Source organism: Cognatiluteimonas telluris, from assembly GCF_011320095.1.
Classification (GTDB): domain Bacteria; phylum Pseudomonadota; class Gammaproteobacteria; order Xanthomonadales; family Xanthomonadaceae; genus Cognatiluteimonas; species Cognatiluteimonas telluris.
Window position 1 is genome coordinate 1 of record NZ_JAANOY010000019.1, and the last position, 24,990, is coordinate 24,990.

Sequence of the window (24,990 nt, forward strand, 5' to 3'; positions counted from 1 at the left end):
GGCGTCGCGGCGGGCGGCATCGCGCGCGGCCTGCGCGGCGGCGGCCTTGCGCTGGGCTTCGCGCGCGGCGGCCGCGCGCAATTGCGCCAGCAGTTGTTCCAGGCCCTTGGCGTCACGGCCGAGGGCTTTCTCGCGCCCGGCGCGATCGCGATAGCGCTGGTCCAGTTGCGCCACCGTCTGCGCGCGCGCCAGCCGATCGCGTTGCAGCTGCTGCAGCTGCGCGCGTTGCTGGAGCTTGTCCGCCGCCAGCTGCGCGCGGGTGTCCTGGATCTCCTGCTCGACGGCATCGAGTTGCTGCAGCTGCGCCGTCAACGCGGCAATGCGCTGGGCACGATCACGTTGCAGGTAGCGATGCAGGGTCAGCACGCGGTTGGCGTCGGCGACCCGGTCCTGCGCCAGCAGCAGCTGCAGCGGCGTCGCATCGCCGACGGTATAGGCCGCGCGCAGCAACGCGGCCAGTTCGCGCCGCTGCGCGCCCAGGCTCGACTGCAACGTCGCACGCTGCTGTTGCAGCGCTTGCAACGACGCCTGCTGGCGCGCGAGCCGCTGCTCGGTATCGCTGAGTGCGCGGCTGGAATGGCCGAGTCGTTCGTCGGCCGCGCGCAGCTGTTGCGAGGCGGTGCTGCGCTGGCCTTCGATCCGCCGGCGTTCGGCGGCGACGCTCTTCAGCTCGCGCTTGACCTGGTCGAGCTTGTGCTGCGCATCGCGGCTGCTCTGCGCCGACGCGGCGGACGGGGCAACCAGCAGCACGGCCAGGACGACGTACGCCAGCCGTCGCAGCCGACGCATGCCGCAGCGTCGGGTCATGGGCAAAGCAGCGTGGTTCCGGTCATTTTGGCGGGCTTGGGCAGGCCCAGCAGGTCGAGCAGGGTCGGGGCGACGTCGCGCAGCGAGCCGCCTTCGCGCAGGTGCACGTCGCGCGCGCCGACATAGACCAGCGGCACCGGGCCGACCGTGTGCGCGGTATGCGGCTGGCCGGTGGCCGGATCGCGCATGAGCTCCAGGTTGCCGTGGTCGGCGGTGACCAGCAGCGCGCCGCCGACCGCGACCACCGCGTCGCTGACCGCGCCGATCGCGACATCCACCGCTTCGGCGGCCTGGATCGCCGCCTGCAGGTTGCCGCTGTGGCCGACCATGTCGGGGTTGGCGATGTTGCAGACGATGGCATCGAAACGCTGCGCGTGGATCGCATCGACCAGTCTGGCGGTCAGCTCGGGCAGGCTCATTTCCGGCTGCAGGTCGTAGGTGGCGACCTTCGGGCTGGGAACGAGGACGCGGGTTTCACCGGCATGGGGCTGCTCGCGGCCGCCGCTGAAGAAAAAGGTGACGTGCGCGTACTTCTCGGTTTCGGCGATGCGCAGCTGGGTCAGTCCGTGCTCGGCGAGCAGTTCGCCGAAGGTATGGCTGAGGTCGTCCGGCGCGAACGCGACCGGCGCCGGCAGCGTCTCGTCGTACTGGGTCAGGCAGACGAAGCGCGACAGCCGCGGCCGTCGCGAAACGAAGCCCTGGAAGTCCGGCGCGACGAAGGCTGCGGTCAATTGCCGCGCGCGGTCGGCGCGGAAGTTCATGAACACCACGGCGTCGCAATCGCGCACCGGCGTGCCATCGCCATCGCCGACCACCACCGTGGGTGCGACGAACTCGTCGGTCTCGCCGCGCGCATACGCCGCCACGAGCGCGGCATGCGCATCGGTGGTGCGGAATTCGGACCGTGCCTCGACGATCGCGTCCCACGCGCGTTGCACCCGGTCCCAGCGCTGGTCGCGGTCCATCGCGTAGTAGCGTCCGCTGACACTGGCGATGTGGGCATTGCCCAGCGTGTCGCATTCGCGCTGCAGCGCCTCCAGGCTCGGCGCCGCCGACTGCGGCGCGGTATCGCGGCCGTCGAGGAAGGCATGCACGGCGACCTTCGGCACGCCCGCGCGCCGCGCCAGCTGCAGCATCGCGAAGATGTGCCGCTCGTGGCTGTGCACGCCGCCGGGCGACAGCAGCCCCATCACGTGCAGGGTGCCGCCATCGGCGATCACCGCGTCGCAGGCGCCGCGCAGGGCGGGATTGTCGAAGAAGCTGCCGTCCCCGATCGCGGCATCGATCCGGGTCAGGTCCTGGTAGACGATGCGGCCGGCACCGAGGTTCATGTGGCCGACTTCGGAGTTGCCCATCTGGCCGTCGGGCAGGCCGACGTGGCGGCCGGAAGTCTCGATCAGCGTGTGCGGGCGGGTGGCCAGCAACTGGCGCCAGTGCGGCAGCCGCGCCTGCGCCAGCGCGTTGTCCTGGCGCTCCTCGCGATGGCCCCAGCCGTCCAGGATGAGCAGCACCACGGGCTTGGGGCGCGCGGCGGTGGCGGAAGACGGGCTGCTGGGCACGCGGATGGCCTATGACTTCGGACAGGTCCGGATTGTAGCCAAGGCGCGCAGGATGCCCGCCACGCGCCCTGCACGGCGATGCCCCGCCGGCCACGATCGCCGCGCGGTCGCCGCCGCGCTTAAACCGATACGGCCATCGCCGCATCCCTTCTTCGTCCCCGCATGCCAGAGGCCCACGCCATGACCGGTTTCCGCCCCACCCTCCTCGCCCTCGCGCTTTGCCTGGCCACCTCCGCTGCGGTTGCCGGCAGCAACGACGCCGAATCCATCGACAAGGTCAACGGCAGCATCCAGGCCGTCGCCGGCCAGAGTTACGGCGACCTGTCGACGGTCAACGGCAGCATCGAGATCGACTCGGGCGCCAGGACCGGGGATGCGGAAACCGTCAACGGCCACATCACCGTCGCCGACCACGTGCAGTGCGGCGACCTGACCACGGTCAACGGCGGCATCCATGTCGACGCCAACGGCCAGGTCGGCGGCGGCATCGAGACCGTCAACGGCGGCATCTTCGTCGACCGGGGCGGCCGCGTGGCCAAGGACATCACCACCGTCAACGGCGCCATCGGGCTGGTGGCCACCGACCTCGCCGGCGGCATCGACACCGTCAACGGCGACGTCACCGTCGGCGTCGACTCGCACGTGCACGGCGGGCTGCGGGTGGAGAAGCCGACCAGCAGCTGGCTGCCGATCAGCATCGGCAAGCGCACCCCGCCACGGATCGTGATTGGCCCGCGCGCGGTGGTCGACGGACCGCTGGTGTTCGAGCGCGAGGTCAGGCTCTACGTGCATTCCAGCGCGCGCATCGGCAAGGTCACCGGGGCCACCGCGATCGCCTTCAGCGGCGACCGCCCGCCGCAGGACTGAGCACGGGCTTGTGCGCAGCGCGTCACCTTCCGCGGGTGACGCGCCGCGTAGACTCCGGGGTTCCGTTGCTTCGGGATCCCACGCGATGCCGCGTCACCTGCTGCTCTGCCTTGCCACCACCCTCGCCTTGGCCGCGTGCCAGAAGGCCACCACCGATACCTCGACCGCAACGCCCGCAACCACGCCGGCACCGGCCGTCGCCACCCCCGCCACCCACCATGACTTCACCCCGGCGATCGACGCCGGCGACTTCGTCGAGCACGTCAAGGTGCTGTCCTCCGACGCCTTCGAAGGGCGCGGTCCGGGCACCCCGGGCGAGGACAAGTCGGTCGCCTACATCCAGCAGCAGATGCAGAGGATCGGCCTGAAGCCCGGCAACAACGCCCAGTGGTTCCAGACCGTGCCGATGGTGGAGACCACCGCCGATCCGTCGACCACGCTGACGCTCACCGTCGTCGGCAAGCCGCGCACGCTCAAGATGGGCGACGACATGGTCATTGGCACCACCACCGGGCAGCCGGAGGTGAAGATCGAGGCCAGTCCGCTGGTGTTCGTCGGCTACGGCGTCGACGCGCCCGAGCAGCACTGGAACGACTACGCCGGGCTCGACGTCAAGGGCAAGACGGTGGTCGTGCTGGTCAACGACCCCGGCTTCCACGTCGACGATCCGAAGCTGTTCGAAGGCAAGCGGATGACCTATTACGGCCGCTGGACCTACAAGTTCGAGGAAGCCGCGCGCCAGGGCGCCAAGGCCGCATTGATCATCCACGACACCCCCGGCGCGTCGTACGGCTGGGACGTGGTCAAGAACTCCTGGTCCGGCGCGCAGTACACGCTGCCGGCCGCGGACGACCCGGCGCCGCGCCTGCCCGCGCAAGGCTGGCTGACCGCCGACCAGGCCAAGGCGCTGTTCGCCGACTCCGGGCTGGACCTGGATGCGCTGCGCAAGGCGGCCAACCAGCGCGGCTTCAAGCCGGTGCCGATGAAGGCGACGCTGTCGCTGGACCTCAAGAGCACGATCGTCAACAAGCAGTCGCGCAACGTCGTCGGGCGCCTGGATGGCCGCACGCATCCGGACGAAGCCATGGTCTACATGGCGCACTGGGACCACCTGGGCATGCATCCGGATGAGCCGGGCGACAACATCTACAACGGTGCGGTCGACAACGCGAGCGGCGTGGCCGGGATCCTGGAGATCGCCGATGCGTTCGCGCACCAGACGCCGCCGCCGCAGCGTTCGCTGCTGTTCGTGGCGGTGACGCTGGAGGAATCCGGGCTGCTGGGTTCCCAGTACTACGTCGCCCACCCGGCCGTGCCGCTGGACAAGACCGTCGGCGTGATCAACCTCGATGCGCTCGGCGTCGACGGCGCCACCCGCGACCTGACCGTTGTCGGCATGGGCAGCTCGCAGCTGGAAGACGTGCTCAAGGACGTCGCCGGCAAGCAGAACCTGACCCTGCACGCCGAATCGCATCCGGAAGCCGGCGGTTACTTCCGCTCCGATCACTTCAACTTCGCCAAGGCCGGCGTGCCGGCGATGGACATCGGCAGCGGCGACGACCTGGTCGATGGTGGCACCGCGGCCGGCGAAGTGGCGGGCCGGGATTACAACGAGCATCGCTACCACAAGCCCGGCGACCAGTACGACGCGGCGACGTGGAAGGTCGATGGGGTGGTGGCATTGTTGAAGGCCGCCTATGGCGTCGGCCGCGAGCTCACCAGCAGCGCGCAGTGGCCGCAGTGGTATCCCAATAATCCGTTCAAGGCCGCGCGCGACAGGATGATGGCCGGCCACGGCGCGGCAACGCCCGCACCGTGAGCCACTCCTGGTAGGAACGGCTTCAGCCGCGACTCGTCGTCCCGGCAATCCACCGAACGGCGCCCTCGCGGCGCCGTTCGCATGTCCGGCTTCCCAATCCCGCCCGTCGCATGCAAGCTGCCGCGACCCTCCTGGAGCCTCGCCCATGTCGATTGCCTACTGGTGCATCCTGATCGCCGCGTTCCTGCCCTATGTCTGGGTGACGATCGCCAAGCAGTCGGGCCAGCGTTACGACAATCGCGATCCGCGCGGCTGGCAGGCACGCCAGGACAATCCGCGCAGCCAGCGCGCCAATGCGGCGCAGTTCAATGCCTTCGAAGCGTTCGCGCCGTTCGCCGCGGCGGTGCTGATGGCGCAGGCCGCGGGCGTGGATGCCGCCCGCATTTCGCAGCTGGCGATCGCATTCGTCGTCTTGCGCGTGCTGCACGGCGTGTTCTACATCCTCGGCATCCACGCGTTGCGCAGCCTGGTGTGGTTCGGCGGCTTTGCGTGCGTGTTCTGGCTGATGGCGCAGGCGGCGCGGGCTATCGCCTGACGCCTGTTTCCGCCGCATGCGCAATCCAAAGCGACAAATCGCGCCCTGGGTGATTGCCGTGCTGTTGGCGATGGCCTGCGGGTCGCTCACCGAGCGCGTGACTGCCACCCATCTCGCGCCTGCAATCACGGCGTCGGCCTGGAAACCTGCCGCGCAGCGACGCGTGACCGCTTTGCGCCCGTTGCGTCCGGCGCCCGGGGTCGAGGATTCGGACGTCGAGCCGCTTGTCGAGGCACAGCAGTTGCGTTGCGCGGACGCGTGGCGCGCCCGGCTGCGGCGACGGCGCGGGCAGATGGGTGTTCCGCGTACGCCGGACGATGCCTTCGAACATGCCCTGCTGACGATGCGGCTGTCGCTTTCGGCGCCGGAGGACGCCAGGCGCGAGTGACGGCAGCGCGCCAGCGCTGGCCTGCAAGCGTCGAACTGGCCTGGCTGGCGGCGATCCACTGTTCGGAAGGCGCGCAATGCACGGCAGCATGGCGCCACCTCGCGTTCCTCGAGCCCGACAACGCCGCGGTGTGGCTGCTGGCGATGGGGACCGCATTGCGCAAGCACGACCGGCCGGGTTACGAAGAAGCACTGCAGCGCGCCGCCGCCGCGCGCATCTTCGAGCCGCATCACGGCATGGTGTTCCTGCATGCGCGCGCGGCCATTGCGTCGTTGCCTATGCCGGCCAGCTGCCTGACTCCCCGCGCGCTTGCATCGATGCAAAAGAACTTCGGGCGGCCACCCACTGCCGCGGACTGGGCGGACTTCGACGCTGTCAATGCCGAATTCGCGTACGGCACCACCCCTGGTTACGGCGCGCTGAAGCCCTGCGGCGCGAGGTCCCACCCGTCCGGCACGGTGCGACACGACTGCATTGCCCTGCTGTCGCTGATTGCGACCGGCAATACGCTGTTTGACCAGAAATTGGCCTGGCACATGTTGCTGGATCTCAGCCCCGGTGGCGCCGATGGCGTGCGTTATCGCGAACGCTGGCGACAGGTGTCATGGTTGACGCAGGAAATGTGGCTCCACCAGGGCATTCCCGCAGGCGAAATCACCCGGCAATGGACGCAGGGCGAAGTCGCCACGGTGCTGGCGCGCGCCATGGCGGAAGGGCATTGGCCGCCACCGCCGGGCTGGGAACCGGACGATGCGGCCGTCGTGCGTGCGCTGTCTGGCAGCGGGCCGCCGCCCGGACCCTAGCCAACGCGTTGGCCGGCGATGGGCCGGCCTGGCGCTCGCCCCGCGCGCCGGGCCGTAGCCCGGGCAAGCGCAGCGCCGCCTGGGCTGTCGCAGGCGCGGGATTCGTGTGCGCTCCGCAGCGCGCCTGCTCGAGATCACGGTGAGCCTGGCGCGCAAGCAATGCTCCGGGATTGCAGCCGCCCCGGGTGCGCTGCGATTGCCCGGGCTACGGGGTCGCGGTGACCAGCCGCACCCGGGCGAAGTTGCGCTTGCCGATCGCCAGGACGCCGGTGAAGCCGGGCAGGAACACGCGTTGCGCGTCCTCGACGATCTCGCCGTCGATCCGCACCGAGCGCTCCTTGAGCTTGCGGTTGGCTTCCGAGTTGCTCGGCGTCAGGCCGGCGGCGGTCAGCAATGCGGCGATGCGCAGGCCTTCGGCCGGCACCGCGACGTCGGTGAGCGGCAGCGTTGCGGTGTCGCCTTCGCCACGCACCGCGGCGTTCCAGCCGGCAACGGCGTTGTCCGCGGCCGCCTCGCCATGGAAGCGCGCCGCCAGTTCGCGCGCCAGGCGCAACTTGACGTCGCGCGGATTGCGGCCGGCATCGACCTGCGCGCGCAGCGTTGTCGCCTCGGCCGCGTCGATGTCGAAACTGAGCAGCTCGATCCAGCGCCACATCAGCGCGTCGCCGATCTTCATCGTCTTGGTGACGATGTCGATCGCCGGCTCGTCGATGCCGATGTAGTTGCCCAGCGACTTGGACATCTTCTGCACGCCGTCCAGGCCTTCGAGCAGCGGCATCGTCAGCACGATCTGCGGCTTCTGGCCGAAGTGTTCCTGCAGCCCGCGTCCCATCAGCAGGTTGAACTTCTGGTCGGTGCCGCCGAGCTCGACGTCGGCCTGCAATGCGACCGAGTCGTAGCCCTGCACCAGCGGATACAAAAACTCGTGCAGCGCGATCGACTGCTGCGCTGCATAGCGCTTGGCGAAGTCGTCGCGCTCGAGCATGCGCGCCACCGTGTGCTGCGCGGCCAGCCGCACCATGTCGGCGGCGGTCATGGCGTCGAACCATTCGGAGTTGAACCGCACCTCGGTACGCGCGCGGTCGAGCACCTTGAACACCTGCTCGGCGTAGGTGCGCGCGTTGGCGGCGATGTCCTCGCGGGTGAGCGGCCTGCGGGTGGCGTTCTTGCCGGTCGGGTCCCCGATCATCCCGGTGAAGTCGCCGATCAGGAAGATGACCTGGTGTCCGAGGTCCTGGAACTGGCGCAGCTTGTTGAGCAGCACCGTGTGGCCCAGGTGCAGGTCCGGCGCGGTCGGGTCGAAGCCGGCCTTGATCCGCAGCGGGCGGCCCCCGGCGCCCATTGAAGCTGCCAGCCGCGCCCGCAGTTCGTCGGGCTTGAGGATCTCGTCGGCCCCACGGCCGATGCGGGCGATGGCCTCGTCGATGACGGTGGGGTCCGGACTGCGGCCCTGGGCCGGGGTGAACGCTGGCACGTGTCTGGTTCCTGCGGGCGGTCGCGCGCGTTGCGTGACCGTCGTCGTGAAGTTGACGTTAACCTCAAGTTAAATGCGGGGCTGGGAAAAACCCAATGCGTTCAAGGGTTTGACGCGCACTTTTCGCGCCACTATGGTACCCGCTTGACGTGCCCATCACGTCGGCGAGAGATCCCCCGATGAGCCCATCGCAAGCAGATCGCAACGAGAGCAGCCAGACACGGCGTGCGCGCCTGGAGAAGCTACGCGAAGCCGTGCTGCACCGGAAGGTGCTGGCCAAGCGCCTGCCGGGCGCCTTCAACGGCCGCTGGACGCGACGGCACTGGGCGCACGCGAGCCTGTTCGCGACCCTGGGCGCGCTGGTGGCCGCGATCGTCCCGGGCTTCTCGGTCCCGCTGCCGTCCCCGGCGCTGGCCCAGCGCACGACCATGGCGCTGGCGCTGCCGTCGCTGCCGCTGGCGCAGCTGCGCAGCCGGCCCGGCGACAGCTGGCAGCTGGTGACGGTGCAGTCGGGCCAGACCGCGGCGTCGATCTTCGACCAGTTCGACATTCCCGCCGCCACGTTGCACCGCCTGCTTGCGCAGCCGGCCGCCCGCGACGCCCTCACCCATCTCAAACCCGGTAGCGTCCTGGGCCTGGACCTGCCGGTCGGCGCGGACGGGCAACCCGGCGAACTGCGCACGCTGCGTTTCGATCGCGACCCCACCCATCGCGTCGAGCTGTCGCTGCAGGGCGACGAGGTGCAGGCACACGTGATCGAGCGCCCGACCGAAGTGCGCACGGTGGTGCTCAGCGGCCAGGTCGGCCGCTCGCTCTACCACTCGGCACGCAAGCTCGGGCTGTCGGCGAAGAACATCAACACGCTCACCGACGACATCTTCAAGTACGACATCGACTTCAACGACGACGTCGGCGCCAACGACCGCTTCAGCGTCGTGGTCGACGAGATGTGGCGCGACGGCGAGCTGGTCGGCACCGGTCCGGTGCAGGCGGCGACGTTCACCGTCGGCGGCAAGCTGTACTCGGGCTTCCGGTTCGAGCACGACGGCAAGGCCGAGTACTACAGCGCCGACGGCCGCCCGCTCAAGCGCAGCTTCATCCGCATGCCGATCCCCTACGCGCGGCTGACGTCGACCTTCGGCAAGCGCTACCACCCGATCCTGGGCCGCATGCGCATGCACGAGGGCGTGGACTTCGCCGCGTCCACCGGCACGCCGATCCAGGCCGCGGGCGACGCGCGCGTGCAGTTCGTCGGCTGGAAGGGCGGTTACGGCCGGGTGGTCATCCTCGACCACGGCCACGGTTACACCACCCTCTACGGCCACATGTCGCGCTTCGGCAAGGAGCACGTCGGCCAGCGCATCGCGCAGGGCACCGTGATCGGCTACGTCGGCATGACCGGGCTGGCCACCGGCCCGCACCTGCATTACGAATTCCGCGTCAACGGCGTGCACCGCAATCCGCTGTCGATCACGATGCCGCCGCCCGAGCCGCTGCGCGGCCTGGCGCTGGCGCAGTTCCGCGCCCAGACCGGCACCGCGCTGGCGAAGATCCGCAAGGTCGAGGATGTGATCTATGCCGATGCGACGCCGGTGACCAAGGGCCGCAAGAAGGCCTGATCACGAACCCAACCCGGTGCGTGCGCTTCTGCTTTCCGGTTACAAGCCGGCGACGAAGGATGCAGACCCGGAGGGCGTCGCACAGGATGTGCGACGTTTTCCGACCGAGCCATGGATGGCGAGTCGGAAAATCACCTTGACACCCGCTAGGCGAGTGCGCCGTGATCGGGGAAGGCTGCTTTCTTTTGGTTACTTTTCTTTGCAGCCTTTCAAAGAAAAGTAACTCGCCGAAGGCGAAAGCGGTTGATGTTTGCATTCCATCCCGAAACACAAAGACGCTGGATCCCAGCTTTCGCTGGGATGACGGGCAGAACGATGGCTCACCGCTTGGCGGGGAAGACGAGCCAAAAACGATTGAAGACGAAGACGCTGGACGCGATGATGTCGCGACACCAGAGTCGCTGGATGGTCAGCCATCCAGCTGCCGAAATCCCCGCCTTCGCGGGAATGACGAGCGAAGGTAATCCGCGCACGATGCCCAAGTTCGATCAGGAACACCTCTTTCTCGGCCTGATCTCCGGCACCAGCGCCGATGGCATCGATGCCGCGCTGGTGCGGTTTGCCGATGGCGGCGAACACGCGCGCTGCGCGCTTGTCGCCGGTCGCACCTCGCCCTGGGACGGCGCATTGCGCGCACGCCTGGTGGACCTGGGCCAGGGCGGCGACTGCACCTCGCTGGACGAATACGGCAGCCTGGACGTGCAGGTGGCGCACGCCTTCGCCGATGCCGCGTTGGCACTATTGAGCGAGAACGGCATCGCGCCGGGCGCGGTCCGCGCGATCGGCTCGCATGGCCAGACCGTGCGCCACCGGCCCGAGGCGGCCCATCCGTTCACGCTGCAGATCGGCGACGGCGACGTCATCGCCGAACGCACCGGCATCACCACGGTCGCCGATTTCCGCCGCCGCGACGTCGCCGCCGGTGGCCATGGCGCGCCGTTGCTGCCGGCCTTGCACGCCGCACTGTTGTCCGCGCCCGGGGAGTCGCGCGCGGTGCTCAACCTGGGCGGGATCGCCAACCTGACGTTGCTGCCGCGTGCGGGGACCGGCGCGACGGCGATGGATCGCGCCGTGCGCGGCTTCGATACCGGGCCGGCCAACGCCCTGCTCGATGCCTGGTGCCTGCGCCATACCGGTGCCGCGTTCGACGCCGACGGTGCGTTCGCCGCCAGCGGCCAGGTCGACGACGCCCTGCTCGCTGCGCTGCTGGACGAGTCGTGGTTCGCGCTGCCGCCGCCGAAGAGCACCGGCCGCGAGCAGTTCCACCTGCGATGGCTGCAGGCGCGCCTGGGCGACACCGCGCGCGCGCCGCAGGACGTGCAGGCGACGCTGCTCGAACTCACCGCCGCCAGTGTCGCCAACGCGTTGTTCGCGACCCAGCCGGATACCAACCGCGTGCTCGCCTGCGGCGGCGGCGTGCACAATCCGCAGCTGCTGGCGCGGATCGCCGCGCGCCTGCCGGGGGTGGTGGTCGAGTCGACCGCGCGCTACGGCGTGGATCCGGACTTCGTGGAGGCCATGGGCTTTGCCTGGCTGGCGCGGCAGACCCTCGCCGGCCGCGCGGGCAACCTGCCGGCGGTCACCGGCGCGCGTGGGCCGCGCATCCTCGGCGCGATCCACCTGGCCTGAGCGTGCGGGCTATTTCAGTTCGAAGTCGTCGCTGATCGACTGGTCGGGTTGCGCGGGTTCGGGCTTGGGCGGCACCGCGCGCCCGATCAGCGCGAAGCCCGGGTCGCTGGGCACCTGCTCCAGCGCCTGGATCGCCGCCTGCAGCACACTGGCCTCGTGGTCGGCCAGGCGCACCGCGCCATCGACTTCGCATTCGTGGAGGCCGCGCTCGAGGATGCGCATCAGCGTCCCGGGCATGTCCCAGCCGTGCGCGTCGGCCAGCCGCTGGATGCGCTCGGCCAGGATCGGATCGATGTCACGCAGCACGATGTCGGTCATCCGGCGGCCCTCCGGCGCCCGCATCTGCGGGGCGGCGGCAATCTAGCACTGTCGCTGCATTGGCCCCGCATGGGATGCCCGGTCCGGCTCAAGCCGGCGCCGCCGCCAGCCGCTCGCGCCGCTCGTGCCGCAGCAGCCACAGCACCAGCACCAGCGACGGCAGCCCGATGACGGCGGTATAGACGAAGAACGGCGGGTAGCCCCAGGCGTCCACGATCCGGCCCCACTGGCTGGCGATGGTCTTGGCCGGCAGGCTCCACAGGGTGCCGAACAGCGCGTACTGGGTCGCGGTGTAGGCGGTGTTGGTCAGCGACGACATGTAGGCGATGAACGCGGTGCCGGCGATGCCGTTGGCGACGTTGTCGGCGCTGACCGCGGTCGCCAGCCAGGCGATGCCGGGATGGATGCTGGCGATGTGCGCGTAGACGAGATTGGCGATCGTCAGCAGCACCCAGCCCACCAGCAGCGTGCGCGCGATGCCGTAGCGGCGGATCAGCAGGCCCGCGGCCAACGCGCCGACCATGGTCATGATCACGCCGTAGATCTTCGACACCAGCGCGATCTGGTCCAGGGTGAAGCCCATGTCCAGGTAGAAGGTGTTGGCCGCCACGCCCATGGTCGTGTAGTTCAGGCGATAGGTGGCGATCAGCAGCAGGATGGGCAACCCCACGCGCAGGCCGTTGCGCGAGAAGAAATCCACGAACGGGCACACGATCGCGCCGATCAGCCACGCCACCGCATGCCGCAGCGGCGCCGGCCAGTGCCGGCTGCGCTCGAGGAAGGCAGTGACGCGCGCTTCCTGCGCCAGCGTCGCGCGATCGATGCGCGTCGTCGGCTCGGCGATCACGAACGTGGTGACGATGCCGACCGCCACGCAGCCGGCCATGATCAGGTAGGCCACGTGCCAGCCGTAACCGGCCGCCGAGGCCAGCGCGCCGGCGCCGGCGCAGATCAGCGCGACCTGGTAGCCGATCTGGTAGGCCGCCGCCATCGCGCCCTGCGATTCGACCGCCGCCGCCTCGATGCGATAGGCATCGATGGCGATGTCCTGGGTTGAAGACATCAACGCGGTGAACACCGCCAGCCAGGCGACGCGTTCGGCGTCGACCGACGGATCGGCCATCGCCATCAACACCAGCCCGGCGGCGATGCCGCACTGCGCCAGCAGCATCCAGCTGCGCCGGCGCCCGAGCCGCTGCAGCCCCGGCAGCGGCAGGCGGTCGACGATCGGCGACCAGAAATATTTCAGCGAATACGCAAGCCCCACCAGGCTGAAGTAACCGATCGTGGTGCGGTCGATGCCGGCCTGGCGCAGGCGGGCGGACAAAGTCGTCAGCACCAGCGGAAACGGCAGCCCGGACGAGAAGCCCAGGAACAGCATCGCGCGCACGCGCGGATCGGCGTAGACATCCAGCGATTTCCACCACGCACGCAACGCCGCGATCATGCCGACCACCCCGGCAGCGCGTAGTCCACCCAGTACGGCGCATGGTCGGAGAAGCGTGGCGAGGGCGCGATGCCGCAACCGGCCAGCCGCGCGCGCAGCGACGGGGTCGCCAGCTGGTAGTCGATGCGCCAGCCGACGTCCTTCGCGCGCGCGGCGCCGCGGTTGCTCCACCAGGTGTAGTCCTGGCCTTCGGGATGCAACGCACGGTAGGTGTCGACCCAGCCATCGGCGCCACCGTCGGCCTCTGCGCACAGGCCGTTGAGCCAGTCGCGCTCGGCCGGCAGGCAGCCGGAATTCTTCTGGTTGGATTTCCAGTTGCGGATGTCCAGCGCGCTGCGGACGATGTTCCAGTCCCCGCACAGGACGTAGTCGCGGCCGCTGCGGGCCCACTGCTCCAGGGTCGGCCTCAGCCAGTCCATCACCTCGAACTTGAAGCCCTGCCGCAGTTCGCCCGACGAGCCCGACGGCACGTACATCGACACCACGCTGAGATTGCCGAAGCGCGCCTCGATATAGCGGCCTTCCTCGTCGAACGCGTCCCAACCGAGCGCGGTGTGCACCGCGTCGGGCTCGCGGCGGGCGTAGATCGCGACGCCGCTGTAGCCCTTCTTGGTGCTCGCATCGCGGAACCAGGCCTTGTAGCCGTCGGGGCAGCAGCCGTTCTTCGCGCCAGCCTCGCCGCTGAGCTGGTGCTCCTGCGCCTTGGTCTCCTGCACGCACAGCACGTCCGCGTCCTGTCCTGCGAACCAGTCGAAGAAACCCTTGCTGGCGGCCGACCGCAGGCCATTGGCGTTGAAGGTGACGATGCGCATGCGGATCCGGGCGGGAAGTCGGTTCGCCGGAAGCGTAGCGGATTGTGCGCAGGCTATGCTTTCGCGATGTGCCCGTCGCCGCGTCTCCACGTCGTCCCGCTCACGCAGGCCTGGGCCGAACGGGTCGGTGCGCTCGAGGTGGGACCCGGCCAGGACGCCTACGTCGGCAGCCCGAGATTCAACGTCGTCAACACCCTGGCCGATCCGCGCAGCGAAGGCATGGTGGTCGTGCTCGGCGAGACTGCCATCGGCTCGTACCGGCTGGATTTCTCGCCCAACGCGATCACCGGGCAACGCTATGCAGCCGCGAGCGTGGGGCTGCGTGCGTTCCTCATCGACCGCCGTTACCAGGGACGTGGGCTCGGCGCGCGCGCCGCGCTGGCGATGTGCGAGGACCTGCCTTCGCGGCATCCGGATCGCCGCGTGCTGCTGCTCGCGGTGCACTGCCGCAACCGCGCCGCGGTCGCCACCTATCGCCACGCCGGCTTCATCGACACCGGTCGCTGCCTCGCCGGCGGTCGCGCCGGCCCGCAACACCTGATGCTGCGCGAGCTGCATCCACCGCGCGCGGCAGTCGCCGTCGCCGGAACGCACATGGGACAATGGGCGCATGGATGAATTCCGCGCCCGCTTCCTCGCCCTTGCGCTGCAGGCGCAGGCCCTGCGCTTTGGCGAGTTCACGCTCAAGTCCGGACGCGTCAGTCCGTATTTCTTCAATGCCGGGCGCTTCGATTCCGGCCTCGCGCTGGCGACGCTGGGCGACTGTTACGCCGATGCCATCGATGCGGCGGCCGCGCGCGCGGGCCTGGACTTCGACCTGCTGTTCGGCCCGGCGTACAAAGGCATCCCGCTGGCGACCGCGGTCGCCTGCAGCTATGCGCGCCGCGGTCGCGACCTGCCGCTGGCGTTCAACCGCAAGGAGGCCAAGGCCCATGGCGAAGGCGGCACGCTGATCGGTGCGCCACTGGACGGCAGGCGGGTGCTCATCGTCGACGACGTGATCACCGCCGGCACCGCGGTGCGCGAGGCGCTGGCGCTGATCACGCAGGCCGGCGGCACGCCGGTGGCGATCGCGATCGCGCTGGATCGCGAGGAAGTCGTCGACGCCGATGCCGCCGTGCGCGAATCGGCGGCGCAGGCGGTCGCGCGTGAATACGGGCTGGCCGTGGTGGCCGTCGCTGGCCTGTCGGACCTGCTTGCGTTTGCCGGGCAAAACGCGGAACTTGTCGCCCAGCGCGAGCAGCTGCTCGCCTATCGCAGCCGCTACGGCTGCCAGGCCGCTTGACGCGGGCGTGCGCCGCAGCCGGTTTTGCCGGCGCCCGCCGCAGTGTGGTTTCCATCGACAGGCATCACGAGCCGATGAACACCTTCGTCTCGATTGCAGAACAGGGGCTGCAGGCATGACCACGATCCGTCGTACCGCGATTTCCGTCCTGGTGCTGTCCGCGCTGCTCGGCGCTGCGGCCAGCGCGGCGCCGCAGGAAAAAGGCAAGAAGCTCTACTGCTGGACCGACAGCAGCGGCCACAAGATCTGCGGCGACGCGCTGCCGCCGGAAGCCGCAGCCGCGGCGCGCACCGAGATCAGCGCCAACAGCGGGATGCAGACCGGTGCCGTCGCCCGCGCGATGACGCCCGAGGAGCGGGCCGCGGCCGCCGCCGCCGCCAACCAGGCCCAGGCGCTGGTGGACGCCGAGCTCGCCCGCCAGCGCCGCGACCTGGCGATGGTCGAGTCCTACGGGACCGAAGCCGACCTTCGACGCGCGTTCGGCGAGCGCATCGGCCTGGTCGACGCCAACATCAAGGCCTCGCTGCTGGGGGTGGCCAACCTGCGCCTGAGCCTGGCCAGCCTGCTCAGCCAGGCCAGCGGCCTGGAGCTGGCCGGCAAGCCGGTTCCGCAGGCGCTGCTGGGCAGCATTCGCAACCAGCATGCGCAACTGGAGAAGCAGCAGAGCATCCTCGCCCAGCAGCAACACGACCGGGGCGCCCTGGACGGCGAACTCGCCGACGCGGTGGCGCGTTACCAGGCGCTCAAGCAGAAGCAGGCAGGCGACGTGGCGACCGCGCCCGCCACGACCTCGGGCGGCTGAAGCGGCTGTCGGCGCAGCCGGTGGTCGCCGTGCCTGGGCGCCACGCGCCGCGCTCAGCGCTCCAGGATCGCGACCACGCCCATCCCGCCGGCGGTGCAGATCGAGACCAGGCAGCGGCCGCCGCCGCGCTGGGCGAGTTCCTTCGCGGCCATCGCCACGATGCGCGCGCCGGTCGCCGCGAACGGATGGCCCGTCGCCAGCGACGATCCGTTGGGATTGATCTTCTGCGGATCGATCCGCCCCAGCGGCGCCTCCAGCCCCAGCCGCGTGCGGCAGTAGTCGGCGCTCTCCCACGCGCGCAGCGTGCACAGCACCTGTGCGGCGAAGGCTTCGTGGATTTCGTAGAGGTCGAAATCCTGCAGGGTCAATCCGTTGCGCGCGAGCATCTGCGGCACCGCGATGGTCGGCGCCATCAGCAGGCCTTCGCCATGCACGAAGTCGACCGCCGCGACCTGCGCGTCGCGCAGGTAGCACAGCGGCTCGTGCCCATGCGCGCGCGCCCAGTCCTCGCTCGCCAGCAGGCAGGCGGCGGCGCCGTCGGTCAATGGCGTCGAGTTGCCCGCGGTGAGGGTGCCGTGGCCGGAGGTCTTGTCGAAGGCCGGCTTGAGCGTGGCGAGCTTCTCCAGCGAAGTATCCGGGCGCAGCACGTTGTCGCGCGCCACGCCGCGGAACGGCACCACCAGGTCGTCGAGGAGGCCGCGCTCGTAGGCGGCGGCGAGCTTGTGGTGCGAACCGGCCGCCCACGCATCCTGCGCATCGCGCGCGATCGCCCAGTGCCGCGCCATGTCCTCGCAGTGGTCGCCCATCGACTTGCCGGTGCGCGGCTCGCTCACGCCCGGGAATTCAGGCTTGAGCTCGCGCAGGTGGAAGCCCTTGAAGGCTTCGAATTTCTGCCGCGTTGTCGTCGCGCGCGCCGCGTGCAGCAGGCGCCGGCGCAACGCCTGGCCGTAGACGATCGGCACGTCGGACGTGGTGTCCGAGCCGCCGCCGATGCCGGCGTCGATCTGCCCCAGCGCGATCTTGTTGCCGACCGTGATGATCGAATCCAGCGAGGTGCCGCAGGCGCGCTGCAGGGTGATGCCCGGCGTCAGCGGCGACAGGCCCGAGGACAGCGTCGCCTCGCGGCCGAGGTTCCAGTCGCCGGGCAGCTTGATCACCGCCCCCATCGCCACTTCGCCCAGTTGCTGGCCATGCAGGTCGAACTTCTCCACCAGTGCGCCGAGCGTGCGCACCGACATGCCGAGGTTGCCGACATCGGCGTAGGCCGTGTTCTGGCGGCAGAAGGGAATGCGGACGCCGCCGAGGATGGCGACGGGACGGCCTTGCTGCATCGATCACCTCGGGGCAGACCACTGGCGCGACGCGGGCGGCGAGCCGGTGACCCGTCGAACGCGACGGGCATAATGTCGTTCGAAGTTTACGCCCGGCACGATGCAGGGCCAATCACGGATGCACCGGATGCCGCTGCGGCCTGACATCGATGTGCCTGCCGGCGACCCCACCGCGGGCGAGGCGTCCTCGGGCGACATCCGGATCCTGGGCGCGCTGGCGCTGGAACTGGCCCCCGGCAGCGACGCCGCGCAGCCCTGGCTGCCGCAACAGGCGGCGGCGCAACTGGCGGCGGCGATCGCGCACGACCTGGCCGGATTCCAGGGCGAGGCGATGCAGCTGGAGCTGGTCATCGTCGGCGCTCACTACGACGCGGTCGAACTGCTGCGCCCGGGTTGGCCGCTGCACCACGAACTCGACCAGCTCGCCGCGCGCGCGCCACGCGCCCACGGCACGGGTGATGGCGAAGGCGGGCGGGTGATCGCGTTCGGCGCGCATGGCGGGCAGTTGCCGGGCACGCTGGCGCCCTCGCCCGAACATGCCGGCGGCCCGCTGCGGCTGGTGCCATGGCTGCTGGGCGGGCCCGCGGAGGTCGTCGCCACCGTCGGCGACGCCTTCGAACGCGACCTGCTCGAGCGCGGCATGGCTGGCGCCGGCACCGCCCTGCTGGCGCAGGAGCTGTTCGGACTCAAGGTCGAACACGCGCGCTACCTCACCCTGCACGACCTGGCCGCGATGATGGCGCTGCAGTACGAACACGGCGGCATCGCCGCGCTGTGGCCGGTGCTGGAAGCCGCGCTGCTGTCGCCCGGCAGCGAGCAGTGGCTCGACGCGCCGCCGGAACCGCTGCTGCACTACTGCGATGGCGAAGCGCGAATCGCGTTGTTCTCGCCGGCCGCGTGGCGCGCGCGCTATGCGTCCGAGGTCGCGGCGGACGATGCGCGGCTGGAGCGGCGCTTCGAACTGTTCCAGGCGCGGCAGCGGCAGTTCGCCGCCGTGCTCGGTGCCCACGGCGTGCCGGTCACCTTCGCCCATTGCGGCAACGCCGCTGCGCCGGACCTGTAGGGCGGGTTTCAACCCGCCGACGCAGGTCGCGAGCCAGACCAACCTTTGGCCGCAAGGTGAGGCTATGCGACGTTGGCGCCAACGCCTCAGGTATCGCGCGCGAACTCTGCTTCGAAGATCCGGTACCCCGCATCGACCATGCCCAACGCGGTATAGGTCTGCTGCGCGCGCTGGTTGTCGCGCTCGACATAAAGGCGCAGGCCGATCACATCCGGGGTCGCTCGCGCCAGTTGCTCGACGTGGCGGTAAAGCGCGCGGTACACGCCCTGGCGGCGATGTTCCGGCGCGACGTACACGCTCTGGATCCACCACCAGTCGCCATTGCGCCAATCGCTCCATTCGCGGGTGAACATCAACGTGCCGACCGCGCTGCCGATGGTTTCGCGGCCGGCGACCGGCAGGTCGTGCATGGCGATGAAGTAACGCGCCCGGGCGGCATCGGCGAGGCCGGCGGCGACACCCGCCTGCACCGTCGCCGGATCCAGGTGCTTGTGCTCGGTTTCCAGCGCCATCGCCGCCGCCCACTGCGCCAGCAGCCCGGCATCGGCGGCCTGCGCCGGACGAATCCGATAGGCGCTCATGCGCACGACCCATGCGCGACATCGGCGTGCATCGCCGCCGTCACCGTCACTGCAGCCGGATCACGCCGCAGGCCACGCGCGCGCCGGCGTTGCCGGACGGCTGCGAGCGGTAGTCGTCGGCGGCGGCATGCACGATGAACGCGCGCCCGGCGATGTCCTCCGGCCCGCCATCGCCCAGGCTCACGCCGGCCAGCTGGGTGTCGACGTGGGCCACACCATCCCAGCCGGCGGTGATGTTGTCGATGTCGCCGGCATGGTGGTGACGGCTGCCGGCGCGCCCGTGCGGCGCGGCGGTCGGATTGAAATGACCGCCGGCGCCGGAGGCATCGGCGGCGTTGCAGTCGCCGGTTTCGTGCACGTGGAAGCCGTGGCTGCTGCCCGGCGCCAGGCCGCCGATCTCACCGGTCACGCGCACCCCGCGCGCCGTCGATGCCAGTTGCAGGGTGCCGCTGACCAGGCTTCCCGACGCGGCGGTCAGGTGCGCCACCGCGCGATGCGCCGGCGCGCCGGGGACGGACGACGGCGCGCGGCCCGGGCCGGTGGCCACCGGGACCGAACTACAGGCCGCCAGCACGAGGGCGAGCGGAACGGCGAGTGCGAGTGGGCGCATGAACTTCTCCTGGGCCGGGGTGGACGGGAACGTTCGACGGTAGGCGGCGACGACAGCGGCTTCAAGACCGGGGCGCGCGCGGGCGGCGCGGCCGCTCATGTCGGCGGTCCGCGCCGGCGTGGGGATGCCAGCTTGCGGGTGACGGTGTTGCGCCCCAGCCCCAGCAGCGCCGCGGCCTGGCTGCGGTGGCCCCGGGTCTGTGCCAATGCAGCGTCGAGAAGCACGTGGTCCAGGCGCGCGCGCGCCCGCGCATGCAGGTCGGGCGTGCCGGCGGCCAGCTGCGTGCGCGCCCAGGCGGCCAGGCCGGCTTCCCAGTCCTGTGCGTGCGCCGTGGCGCCGACCACGTCGCCGCTGCGCAGCGCGCCGTCGAGATCGGCGACGGTGATGGTCTCCCCCGGCGCCAGCGCGACCAGGCGCCAGCAGGTGTTTTCCAGTTCGCGCACGTTGCCGGGCCAGTCGTGCGCGCGCAGGCGTTCGAGCGCGGGCCTGGCGAAGCGCTTGGCCGGTGCGCCCAGGCGCGCGGCGGCGGCGCGCAGGAAGCGTTCGGCCAGCAGCGGCACGTCGTCGCGGCGCTCGCGCAGCGGCGGCAACTGAAGGCGCACGACATCCAGCCGGTGCAGCAGGTCGGCGCGGAAGCGGCCCGCGTCCACCAGCGCGTCCAGCGGCTGGTGGGTGGCGGCGATCACGCGCACGTCGACCCGGATCAGTTCGCGGCCGCCGACGCGGAAGAATTCGCCCTCGGCCAGCACCCGCAGCAGCCGCGTCTGCAGCGCCGCGGGCATGTCGCCGATCTCGTCGAGGAACAGGCTGCCGCCGTTGGCCTGCTCGAAGCGCCCGACATGGCGCCGGCTGGCGCCGGTGAAGGCGCCGGCCTCGTGCCCGAACAGTTCGCTTTCCAGCAGCTCGGCCGGAATCGCCGCGGTGTTCAGGGCGACGAAGGGTTTGCGCGCGCGCGGCGACTCGCGATGCAGCGCACGCGCGACCAGCTCCTTGCCGGTGCCGGTCTCGCCGGTGATGAGCACCGACAACGGCGCCTGCGCGAGCCGGCCGATGCTGCGGAACAGCGCGCGCATCGCGGGCGTGTCGCCGAGCAACTGCGCGGTGTCCTGTGTCGCGGTCGCTGAAGACGCTGGCGTCGCCGGTGCGATGTCGGCGTCGGTGCGGATGCCGACGTCGACATCGCCCGCGTCGCGCACGTCCGGCAACGCGCGCGCGGCCAGCGCCACCGCCGCATCGAGGTCGAAGGGCTTGGACAGGAAGTCGTACGCACCGCCACGGAACGCGCCGGCGGTGCTGGCGATGTCGGTGTAGGCCGACATCACGATCACCGGCAGGTGTGGATGCGCGGCCTTGAGCGACTCCAGCAGCGCCAGGCCGTCGTCGCCGGGCATGCGCACGTCGGTGAACAACAGCTGCGGCGGTCCGTGCGCGCGCAGCGCGGCGAGCGCGGCGGCGGCACCATCGAAGGCGTCGACCGCGTAGCCGGCCTCGCGCAGCGCCGTCGCCAGCACGAAGCGCACGCTGCGATCGTCGTCGACCACCCAGACGCGCGCGGCACTCATCGAACCGTATCCCTGTCGCCAGCGGCAACGCGCGCCACCGGCGTGGCTGCGGTCGCGCTGGCGTCACCGGCGTTGCCGTCGCTCATGCTGCCCTCGCTCGCGCCTGCGTCGGCGGGCCTGGCCTCGATCGGCAGCAGCAGCGTGAACACCGTGTGCCCCGGGCGCGAGCGGTAGGCCAGCGAGCCGCGGTGCTCGCGCGCCACCTGCTGCGCCAGCGCCAGGCCCAGCCCGCTGCCTTCGGCGCGACCGCTGACCAGCGGCAGGAAGATGCGCTCGCTCAGGTCCTCCGGCACGCCACGGCCGTCGTCGACGACCTCCAGCCGCAAGGCCAGCGCGTGGGCCTCGTCGCCGATGCGCACGCCGTGTTCGACGCGCGTGCGCAGGGTGACGCTGGCAGCGCCGGCTTCCAGCGCGTTGCGCACCAGGTTCCACAGCGCCTGGGTCAATCGGTCGGCGTCGCCGACGAGTTCGGGCAGGCTGGGGTCGTAATCGCGCGCCAGCCGCACCGACCAGCCGGCGTCGGTTTCGGCCAGCCGCAGTACGCGCTCGAGCACGGCGTGGATGTTCAGCGGCTCGAACGGCCGCGGCGGGGCCGGCGACAGCAGCCGGTCGAGCAGCGCGGTCAGCCGCTCGACTTCGGATTCGATCAGGCCGGTGAGCTCGCGCGCGTCGGCGTCGACCGCGCGCCGCGCCAGCAGCTGCGCCGCGCCCTTGAGCCCGGCCAGCGGATTGCGCAACTCGTGCGCCAATCCCTTCAGCGCCGCCGACAACGCCGATGGCAGCGCGAGCGCGGGGTCCTCGCCGGGGAATTCGTCGACCGGGTGGGCTTCCAGCCACCAGCCGTCGTCGCGGTGGGTGAGCGCGACATCGGCAAAGTGCGGCAGCTCGCTGCCCGGATAGGCCAGCGCCAGCCGGCGCACGCGGGTGAGCTCGCGCGGCGGGCGCGCCGCCAGCAGCTGGGCGAGGATGTCGCTGTCGTGCTCCAGCGCCGCCAGCGGCAGCCCCGGCAGCCTTCGCGCACTGACCCCGAGCCAGCGCGCGAAGGCCTGGTTGGCGCCGCGCAGCTGCCCGTCGGGGGCGGCCCAGGCCACGGGCGTGGCCAGCAAATCCAGGGCGGCGAAGACGGGATCGGGCGGCATTGCACCATCTTAGTGCAAGCGCCGCCGCGCGTGCCGACCGCGCGCCGCCCGCGGTGCAGGAGGGTTCCCGTGCCCGGGCCGGGGTCCGCATGCGCGCTGGCCGCGCCGTCGGTGCGTTGGCGAGGTTCGCCGATCACCGTGCACCTGGACCGCAATGCACGTGGACCGCGAATGGATCCGCGTAGCCGCTGCGCGGCGAGGTCCAGCGAGTGGGGATTGCTCCGGCCGCGCTGCAAGGCGCGCTGATCGAGGACCGATCGAGGATCCATCGAAGATCGATCGAAGATCGCGATCGACGCGCGTGACCGCGAATCCGGTGGGTCGATGTCGGGTCGATGTCGGCTCGATCCTTCGCGTCCGTCGACAACGCGGTGACGCAGGAGATCCCGGCTCGCCGGTTTTCGCGTGGCAGCCGACGAGGCAACGTGCGTTCGACATCGGCGACCGCGACGCGGCATGCAGGATGAAAAATTTTCACTGAACCGCTTGATTCCGGCACGAAACGCGCATCACGCTGAATGCGTCCGCGGTCACGCATCTCTCATTGACGCCTGCGCACCGTGGTCGGACCGGCGAACGGTCGGTGTCATTGGAGAACATGCAGATGGGCAACAACAGCACGCGCGAAGGCGACAACCAGAATCGCCAGGATGGCAGCAGCAAGGACGACAGCCAGGGCCGCAAGCAGGCCAGTGGCCAGAACCTCCAGGATGAGGCCAGCCAGAACCGCCCGCAGGCCAGCGGCCAGACCCGCCAGGACGAGGGCAGCCAGCGTCGTCAGGACAGCAGCCAGGGCCGCTAGCGCCGACGCATGACGCGCGATGGGCTCCATGCCGTCGCATGAAAAAGCCCGGGGAACAGGACGTTCCCCGGGCTTCTTTTTTGCCGGCCTTCCGCCCCCGCCCGTCCGCCGCCAACGGCATCGGCAGGCGCGGGGACGGTTCCGGTTGCGATACGATCGCGGCGCGCGCGTCGGTGGCCCCGGGCCACCAGCCAAGCCTCAGATCGCGTAATACATCTGGTACTCCAGCGGATGCGTCGCCGCGCGGAACGCGGTGACTTCCTTCATCTTCAAGCCGATGTAGGCATCGATGAAGTCGTCGCTGAACACACCGCCGGCCTTGAGGAACTCGCGATCCTTGTCCAGCGCTTCCAGCGCCTGGTCCAGCGAATGGCACACGGTCGGGATGTTCTTCTCTTCTTCCGGCGGCAGGTCATAGAGATCCTTGTCGCTCGGCGGACCCGGATCGATCTGGTGCTTGATGCCATCGAGGCCGGCCATCATCAACGCGGCGAAAATCAGATACCCCGAGTTCATCGGATCCGGGAAACGGATCTCGATCCGGCGCGCCTTCGGATTGGACACGTACGGGATGCGGCACGACGCCGAGCGGTTCGACGCCGAGTACGCCAGCATCACCGGCGCCTCGAAGCCCGGCACCAGGCGCTTGTACGAATTGGTGGTCGAGTTGGCGAACGCATTGATTGCGCGCGCGTGCTTGAAGATGCCGCCGATGTACCACAGCGCCATCTGCGACAGGCCGCCGTAGCCGTCGCCGGTGAAGAGATTCGTGCCGCCCTTGGCGAGCGACTGGTGCACGTGCATGCCGCTGCCGTTGTCACCAACAATCGGCTTGGGCATGAAGGTCGCGGTCTTGCCGTTGCGGTGGGCGACGTTCTTGATGATGTACTTCATCGTCAACAGGTCGTCGGCCTTCTTGGTCAGCGTGCTGAACTTGGTGCCGATCTCGCACTGGCCGGCGTTGGCGACTTCGTGGTGGTGCACTTCGACCTCGATGCCGACGGCTTCGAGCGTCTTGCACATCTCGGCACGCAGGTCGTGCAGCGAATCCAGCGGCGCGACCGGGAAGTAGCCGCCCTTCACGCCCGGGCGGTAGCCGGTGTTGCCGCCGGCGTACTCGCGACCCGAATTCCACGCCGCTTCCTCCGAATCGATGTGGAAGAAGGTGTGGCCCATCTCGTTGGCGTAGCGCACCGAGTCGAAGATGAAGAACTCGGGCTCCGGGCCGAAGAACGCCTGCTCGGCGATGCCGCTGGACTTGAGGTAGGCCTCGGCGCGCCGGGCGACGCCGCGCGGATCGCGCGAGTACGCCTGCATCGTTGCCGGATCGAGGATGTCGCAGGTCAGCACGATCGTCGGATCGGCGGTGAACGGATCCAGGAACGCCGTCGACGGATCGGGCAGCAGCACCATGTCGGACTGGTGGATGCCCTTCCAGCCGGCGATGGAGGAACCGTCGAACATCTTGCCGTCCTCGAACAGGCTGGCGTCGATGATCGACTTGGGGAAGGTCACGTGGTGCTGCACGCCGCGCATGTCGGCGAAGCGCAGGTCGACGAACTCGACCTTGTTGTCCTTGATCAGCTTTTCGACGGTGTCCAACGACATGGGATGGGGCTCCGGGGTTCGGGCAATGGGAGGGCGGATCGATGCAACGGCATTCCGGGATGTGGTTAGCAAGGGGCATGCCAGCCTTGGTGGCGCCGTAAGCCCTTGATCCCTTTGCGCTCCGGCGGCG

At 70.1% G+C, this 24,990-nt stretch carries 24 protein-coding genes; 12 read left to right on the forward strand and 12 right to left on the reverse strand.

What is annotated here, in order from left to right; genetic code table 11:
• Both G7B67_RS09695 and gpmI read right to left on the reverse strand, forming a co-directional pair.
• Positions 1-807, reverse strand: an 807-nt coding sequence (locus G7B67_RS09695; protein ID WP_425482434.1) for a murein hydrolase activator EnvC family protein, incomplete at its 3' end; no start/stop codon positions are given.
• Positions 804-2,366, reverse strand: a complete 1,563-nt coding sequence (gpmI, locus tag G7B67_RS09700) for a 2,3-bisphosphoglycerate-independent phosphoglycerate mutase (protein ID WP_166211512.1) — start codon at positions 2,364-2,366, stop codon at positions 804-806. The genes gpmI and G7B67_RS09695, both read right to left, overlap by 4 nt.
• Before the next feature lie 180 nt (positions 2,367-2,546).
• Here gpmI and G7B67_RS09705 point away from each other — a divergent pair, with 180 nt between their 5' ends.
• The 5 genes from G7B67_RS09705 to G7B67_RS09725 all read left to right on the forward strand — a co-directional run bounded on the left by G7B67_RS09705 (position 2,547) and on the right by G7B67_RS09725 (position 6,778).
• Positions 2,547-3,233, forward strand: a complete 687-nt coding sequence (locus tag G7B67_RS09705) for a DUF4097 family beta strand repeat-containing protein (RefSeq protein WP_166211515.1) — start codon at positions 2,547-2,549, stop codon at positions 3,231-3,233.
• Positions 3,234-3,318: 85 nt separating this feature from the next.
• Positions 3,319-5,052 carry a M28 family metallopeptidase gene (locus tag G7B67_RS09710; protein ID WP_166211518.1) on the forward strand — a complete coding sequence of 578 codons (1,734 nt, stop codon included), beginning with the start codon at positions 3,319-3,321 and terminating at the stop codon, positions 5,050-5,052.
• 145 nt (positions 5,053-5,197) lie between these two features.
• Positions 5,198-5,587, forward strand: a complete 390-nt coding sequence (locus G7B67_RS09715) for an MAPEG family protein (RefSeq protein ID WP_166211521.1) — start codon at positions 5,198-5,200, stop codon at positions 5,585-5,587.
• Positions 5,588-5,603: 16 nt separating this feature from the next.
• The gene (locus G7B67_RS09720; protein WP_166211524.1) at positions 5,604-5,975 is read left to right on the forward strand and encodes a hypothetical protein; all 372 of its coding nucleotides are present in this window, start codon (positions 5,604-5,606) and stop codon (positions 5,973-5,975) included.
• Positions 5,972-6,778: a hypothetical protein gene (locus G7B67_RS09725; protein WP_166211526.1), complete on the forward strand. Its 807-nt coding sequence runs from the start codon at positions 5,972-5,974 to the stop codon at positions 6,776-6,778. The genes G7B67_RS09720 and G7B67_RS09725 overlap by 4 nt, the downstream gene beginning before the upstream one ends.
• 205 nt (positions 6,779-6,983) lie before the next feature.
• Here the strand turns inward: G7B67_RS09725 and tyrS are convergent, their stop codons facing one another.
• The gene (tyrS, locus tag G7B67_RS09730; protein WP_425482436.1) at positions 6,984-8,204 is read right to left on the reverse strand and encodes a tyrosine--tRNA ligase; all 1,221 of its coding nucleotides are present in this window, start codon (positions 8,202-8,204) and stop codon (positions 6,984-6,986) included.
• Between the two features lie 227 nt (positions 8,205-8,431).
• On the opposite strand from tyrS, the gene G7B67_RS09735 reads away from it, so the two are divergent.
• On the forward strand, positions 8,432-9,871 hold the full coding sequence (locus G7B67_RS09735) for a M23 family metallopeptidase (RefSeq protein WP_166211532.1): 1,440 nt from the start codon (positions 8,432-8,434) through the stop codon (positions 9,869-9,871).
• Between the two features lie 474 nt (positions 9,872-10,345).
• Complete coding sequence (locus G7B67_RS09740; protein WP_166211535.1) at positions 10,346-11,500, forward strand: anhydro-N-acetylmuramic acid kinase; 1,155 nt, start codon at positions 10,346-10,348, stop codon at positions 11,498-11,500.
• Positions 11,501-11,509: 9 nt separating this feature from the next.
• Here the strand turns inward: G7B67_RS09740 and G7B67_RS09745 are convergent, their stop codons facing one another.
• The 3 genes from G7B67_RS09745 to G7B67_RS09755 all read right to left on the reverse strand — a co-directional run bounded on the left by G7B67_RS09745 (position 11,510) and on the right by G7B67_RS09755 (position 14,077).
• Complete coding sequence (locus G7B67_RS09745) at positions 11,510-11,818, reverse strand: hypothetical protein (protein WP_166211538.1); 309 nt, start codon at positions 11,816-11,818, stop codon at positions 11,510-11,512.
• An 88-nt stretch (positions 11,819-11,906) separates the two neighbouring features.
• Positions 11,907-13,265 carry an AmpG family muropeptide MFS transporter gene (locus tag G7B67_RS09750; RefSeq protein ID WP_166211541.1) on the reverse strand — a complete coding sequence of 453 codons (1,359 nt, stop codon included), beginning with the start codon at positions 13,263-13,265 and terminating at the stop codon, positions 11,907-11,909.
• Positions 13,262-14,077, reverse strand: a complete 816-nt coding sequence (locus G7B67_RS09755) for an exodeoxyribonuclease III (RefSeq protein ID WP_166211544.1) — start codon at positions 14,075-14,077, stop codon at positions 13,262-13,264. The genes G7B67_RS09750 and G7B67_RS09755 overlap by 4 nt, the downstream gene beginning before the upstream one ends.
• A 66-nt stretch (positions 14,078-14,143) precedes the next feature.
• Here G7B67_RS09755 and G7B67_RS09760 point away from each other — a divergent pair, with 66 nt between their 5' ends.
• The 3 genes from G7B67_RS09760 to G7B67_RS09770 all read left to right on the forward strand — a co-directional run bounded on the left by G7B67_RS09760 (position 14,144) and on the right by G7B67_RS09770 (position 16,164).
• Positions 14,144-14,695, forward strand: a complete 552-nt coding sequence (locus G7B67_RS09760) for a GNAT family N-acetyltransferase (RefSeq protein WP_166211547.1) — start codon at positions 14,144-14,146, stop codon at positions 14,693-14,695.
• Positions 14,688-15,362 carry an orotate phosphoribosyltransferase gene (gene pyrE / locus G7B67_RS09765; protein WP_166211549.1) on the forward strand — a complete coding sequence of 225 codons (675 nt, stop codon included), beginning with the start codon at positions 14,688-14,690 and terminating at the stop codon, positions 15,360-15,362. The genes G7B67_RS09760 and pyrE overlap by 8 nt, the downstream gene beginning before the upstream one ends.
• Before the next feature lie 115 nt (positions 15,363-15,477).
• Complete coding sequence (locus G7B67_RS09770; protein ID WP_166211552.1) at positions 15,478-16,164, forward strand: hypothetical protein; 687 nt, start codon at positions 15,478-15,480, stop codon at positions 16,162-16,164.
• A 53-nt stretch (positions 16,165-16,217) separates the two neighbouring features.
• On the opposite strand, the gene G7B67_RS09775 is transcribed toward G7B67_RS09770, so the two are convergent.
• Positions 16,218-17,495: an acetyl-CoA C-acetyltransferase gene (locus tag G7B67_RS09775; protein ID WP_166211554.1), complete on the reverse strand. Its 1,278-nt coding sequence runs from the start codon at positions 17,493-17,495 to the stop codon at positions 16,218-16,220.
• 127 nt (positions 17,496-17,622) lie between these two features.
• Between G7B67_RS09775 and G7B67_RS09780 the strand changes: the two genes are divergently transcribed.
• Positions 17,623-18,558 (forward strand): hypothetical protein, encoded by a 936-nt coding sequence (locus G7B67_RS09780; RefSeq protein WP_243412322.1) that lies wholly within the window; start codon positions 17,623-17,625, stop codon positions 18,556-18,558.
• An 86-nt stretch (positions 18,559-18,644) separates the two neighbouring features.
• On the opposite strand, the gene G7B67_RS09785 is transcribed toward G7B67_RS09780, so the two are convergent.
• The 4 genes from G7B67_RS09785 to G7B67_RS09800 all read right to left on the reverse strand — a co-directional run bounded on the left by G7B67_RS09785 (position 18,645) and on the right by G7B67_RS09800 (position 22,450).
• On the reverse strand, positions 18,645-19,139 hold the full coding sequence (locus G7B67_RS09785) for a GNAT family N-acetyltransferase (RefSeq protein WP_166211557.1): 495 nt from the start codon (positions 19,137-19,139) through the stop codon (positions 18,645-18,647).
• A 46-nt stretch (positions 19,140-19,185) separates the two neighbouring features.
• Positions 19,186-19,749: a superoxide dismutase family protein gene (locus tag G7B67_RS09790; protein ID WP_166211560.1), complete on the reverse strand. Its 564-nt coding sequence runs from the start codon at positions 19,747-19,749 to the stop codon at positions 19,186-19,188.
• Positions 19,750-19,844: 95 nt separating this feature from the next.
• Positions 19,845-21,311 (reverse strand): nitrogen regulation protein NR(I), encoded by a 1,467-nt coding sequence (ntrC, locus tag G7B67_RS09795; RefSeq protein WP_166211563.1) that lies wholly within the window; start codon positions 21,309-21,311, stop codon positions 19,845-19,847.
• Complete coding sequence (locus tag G7B67_RS09800) at positions 21,308-22,450, reverse strand: two-component system sensor histidine kinase NtrB (RefSeq protein ID WP_166211566.1); 1,143 nt, start codon at positions 22,448-22,450, stop codon at positions 21,308-21,310. The genes ntrC and G7B67_RS09800 overlap by 4 nt, the downstream gene beginning before the upstream one ends.
• A gap of 604 nt (positions 22,451-23,054) precedes the next feature.
• Here G7B67_RS09800 and G7B67_RS09805 point away from each other — a divergent pair.
• On the forward strand, positions 23,055-23,252 hold the full coding sequence (locus G7B67_RS09805; RefSeq protein WP_166211569.1) for a hypothetical protein: 198 nt from the start codon (positions 23,055-23,057) through the stop codon (positions 23,250-23,252).
• 198 nt (positions 23,253-23,450) lie between these two features.
• Here the strand turns inward: G7B67_RS09805 and glnA are convergent, their stop codons facing one another.
• Positions 23,451-24,860, reverse strand: a complete 1,410-nt coding sequence (gene glnA, locus G7B67_RS09810) for a type I glutamate--ammonia ligase (protein ID WP_166211572.1) — start codon at positions 24,858-24,860, stop codon at positions 23,451-23,453.
• Between the last annotated feature and the right edge of the window lie 130 nt (positions 24,861-24,990).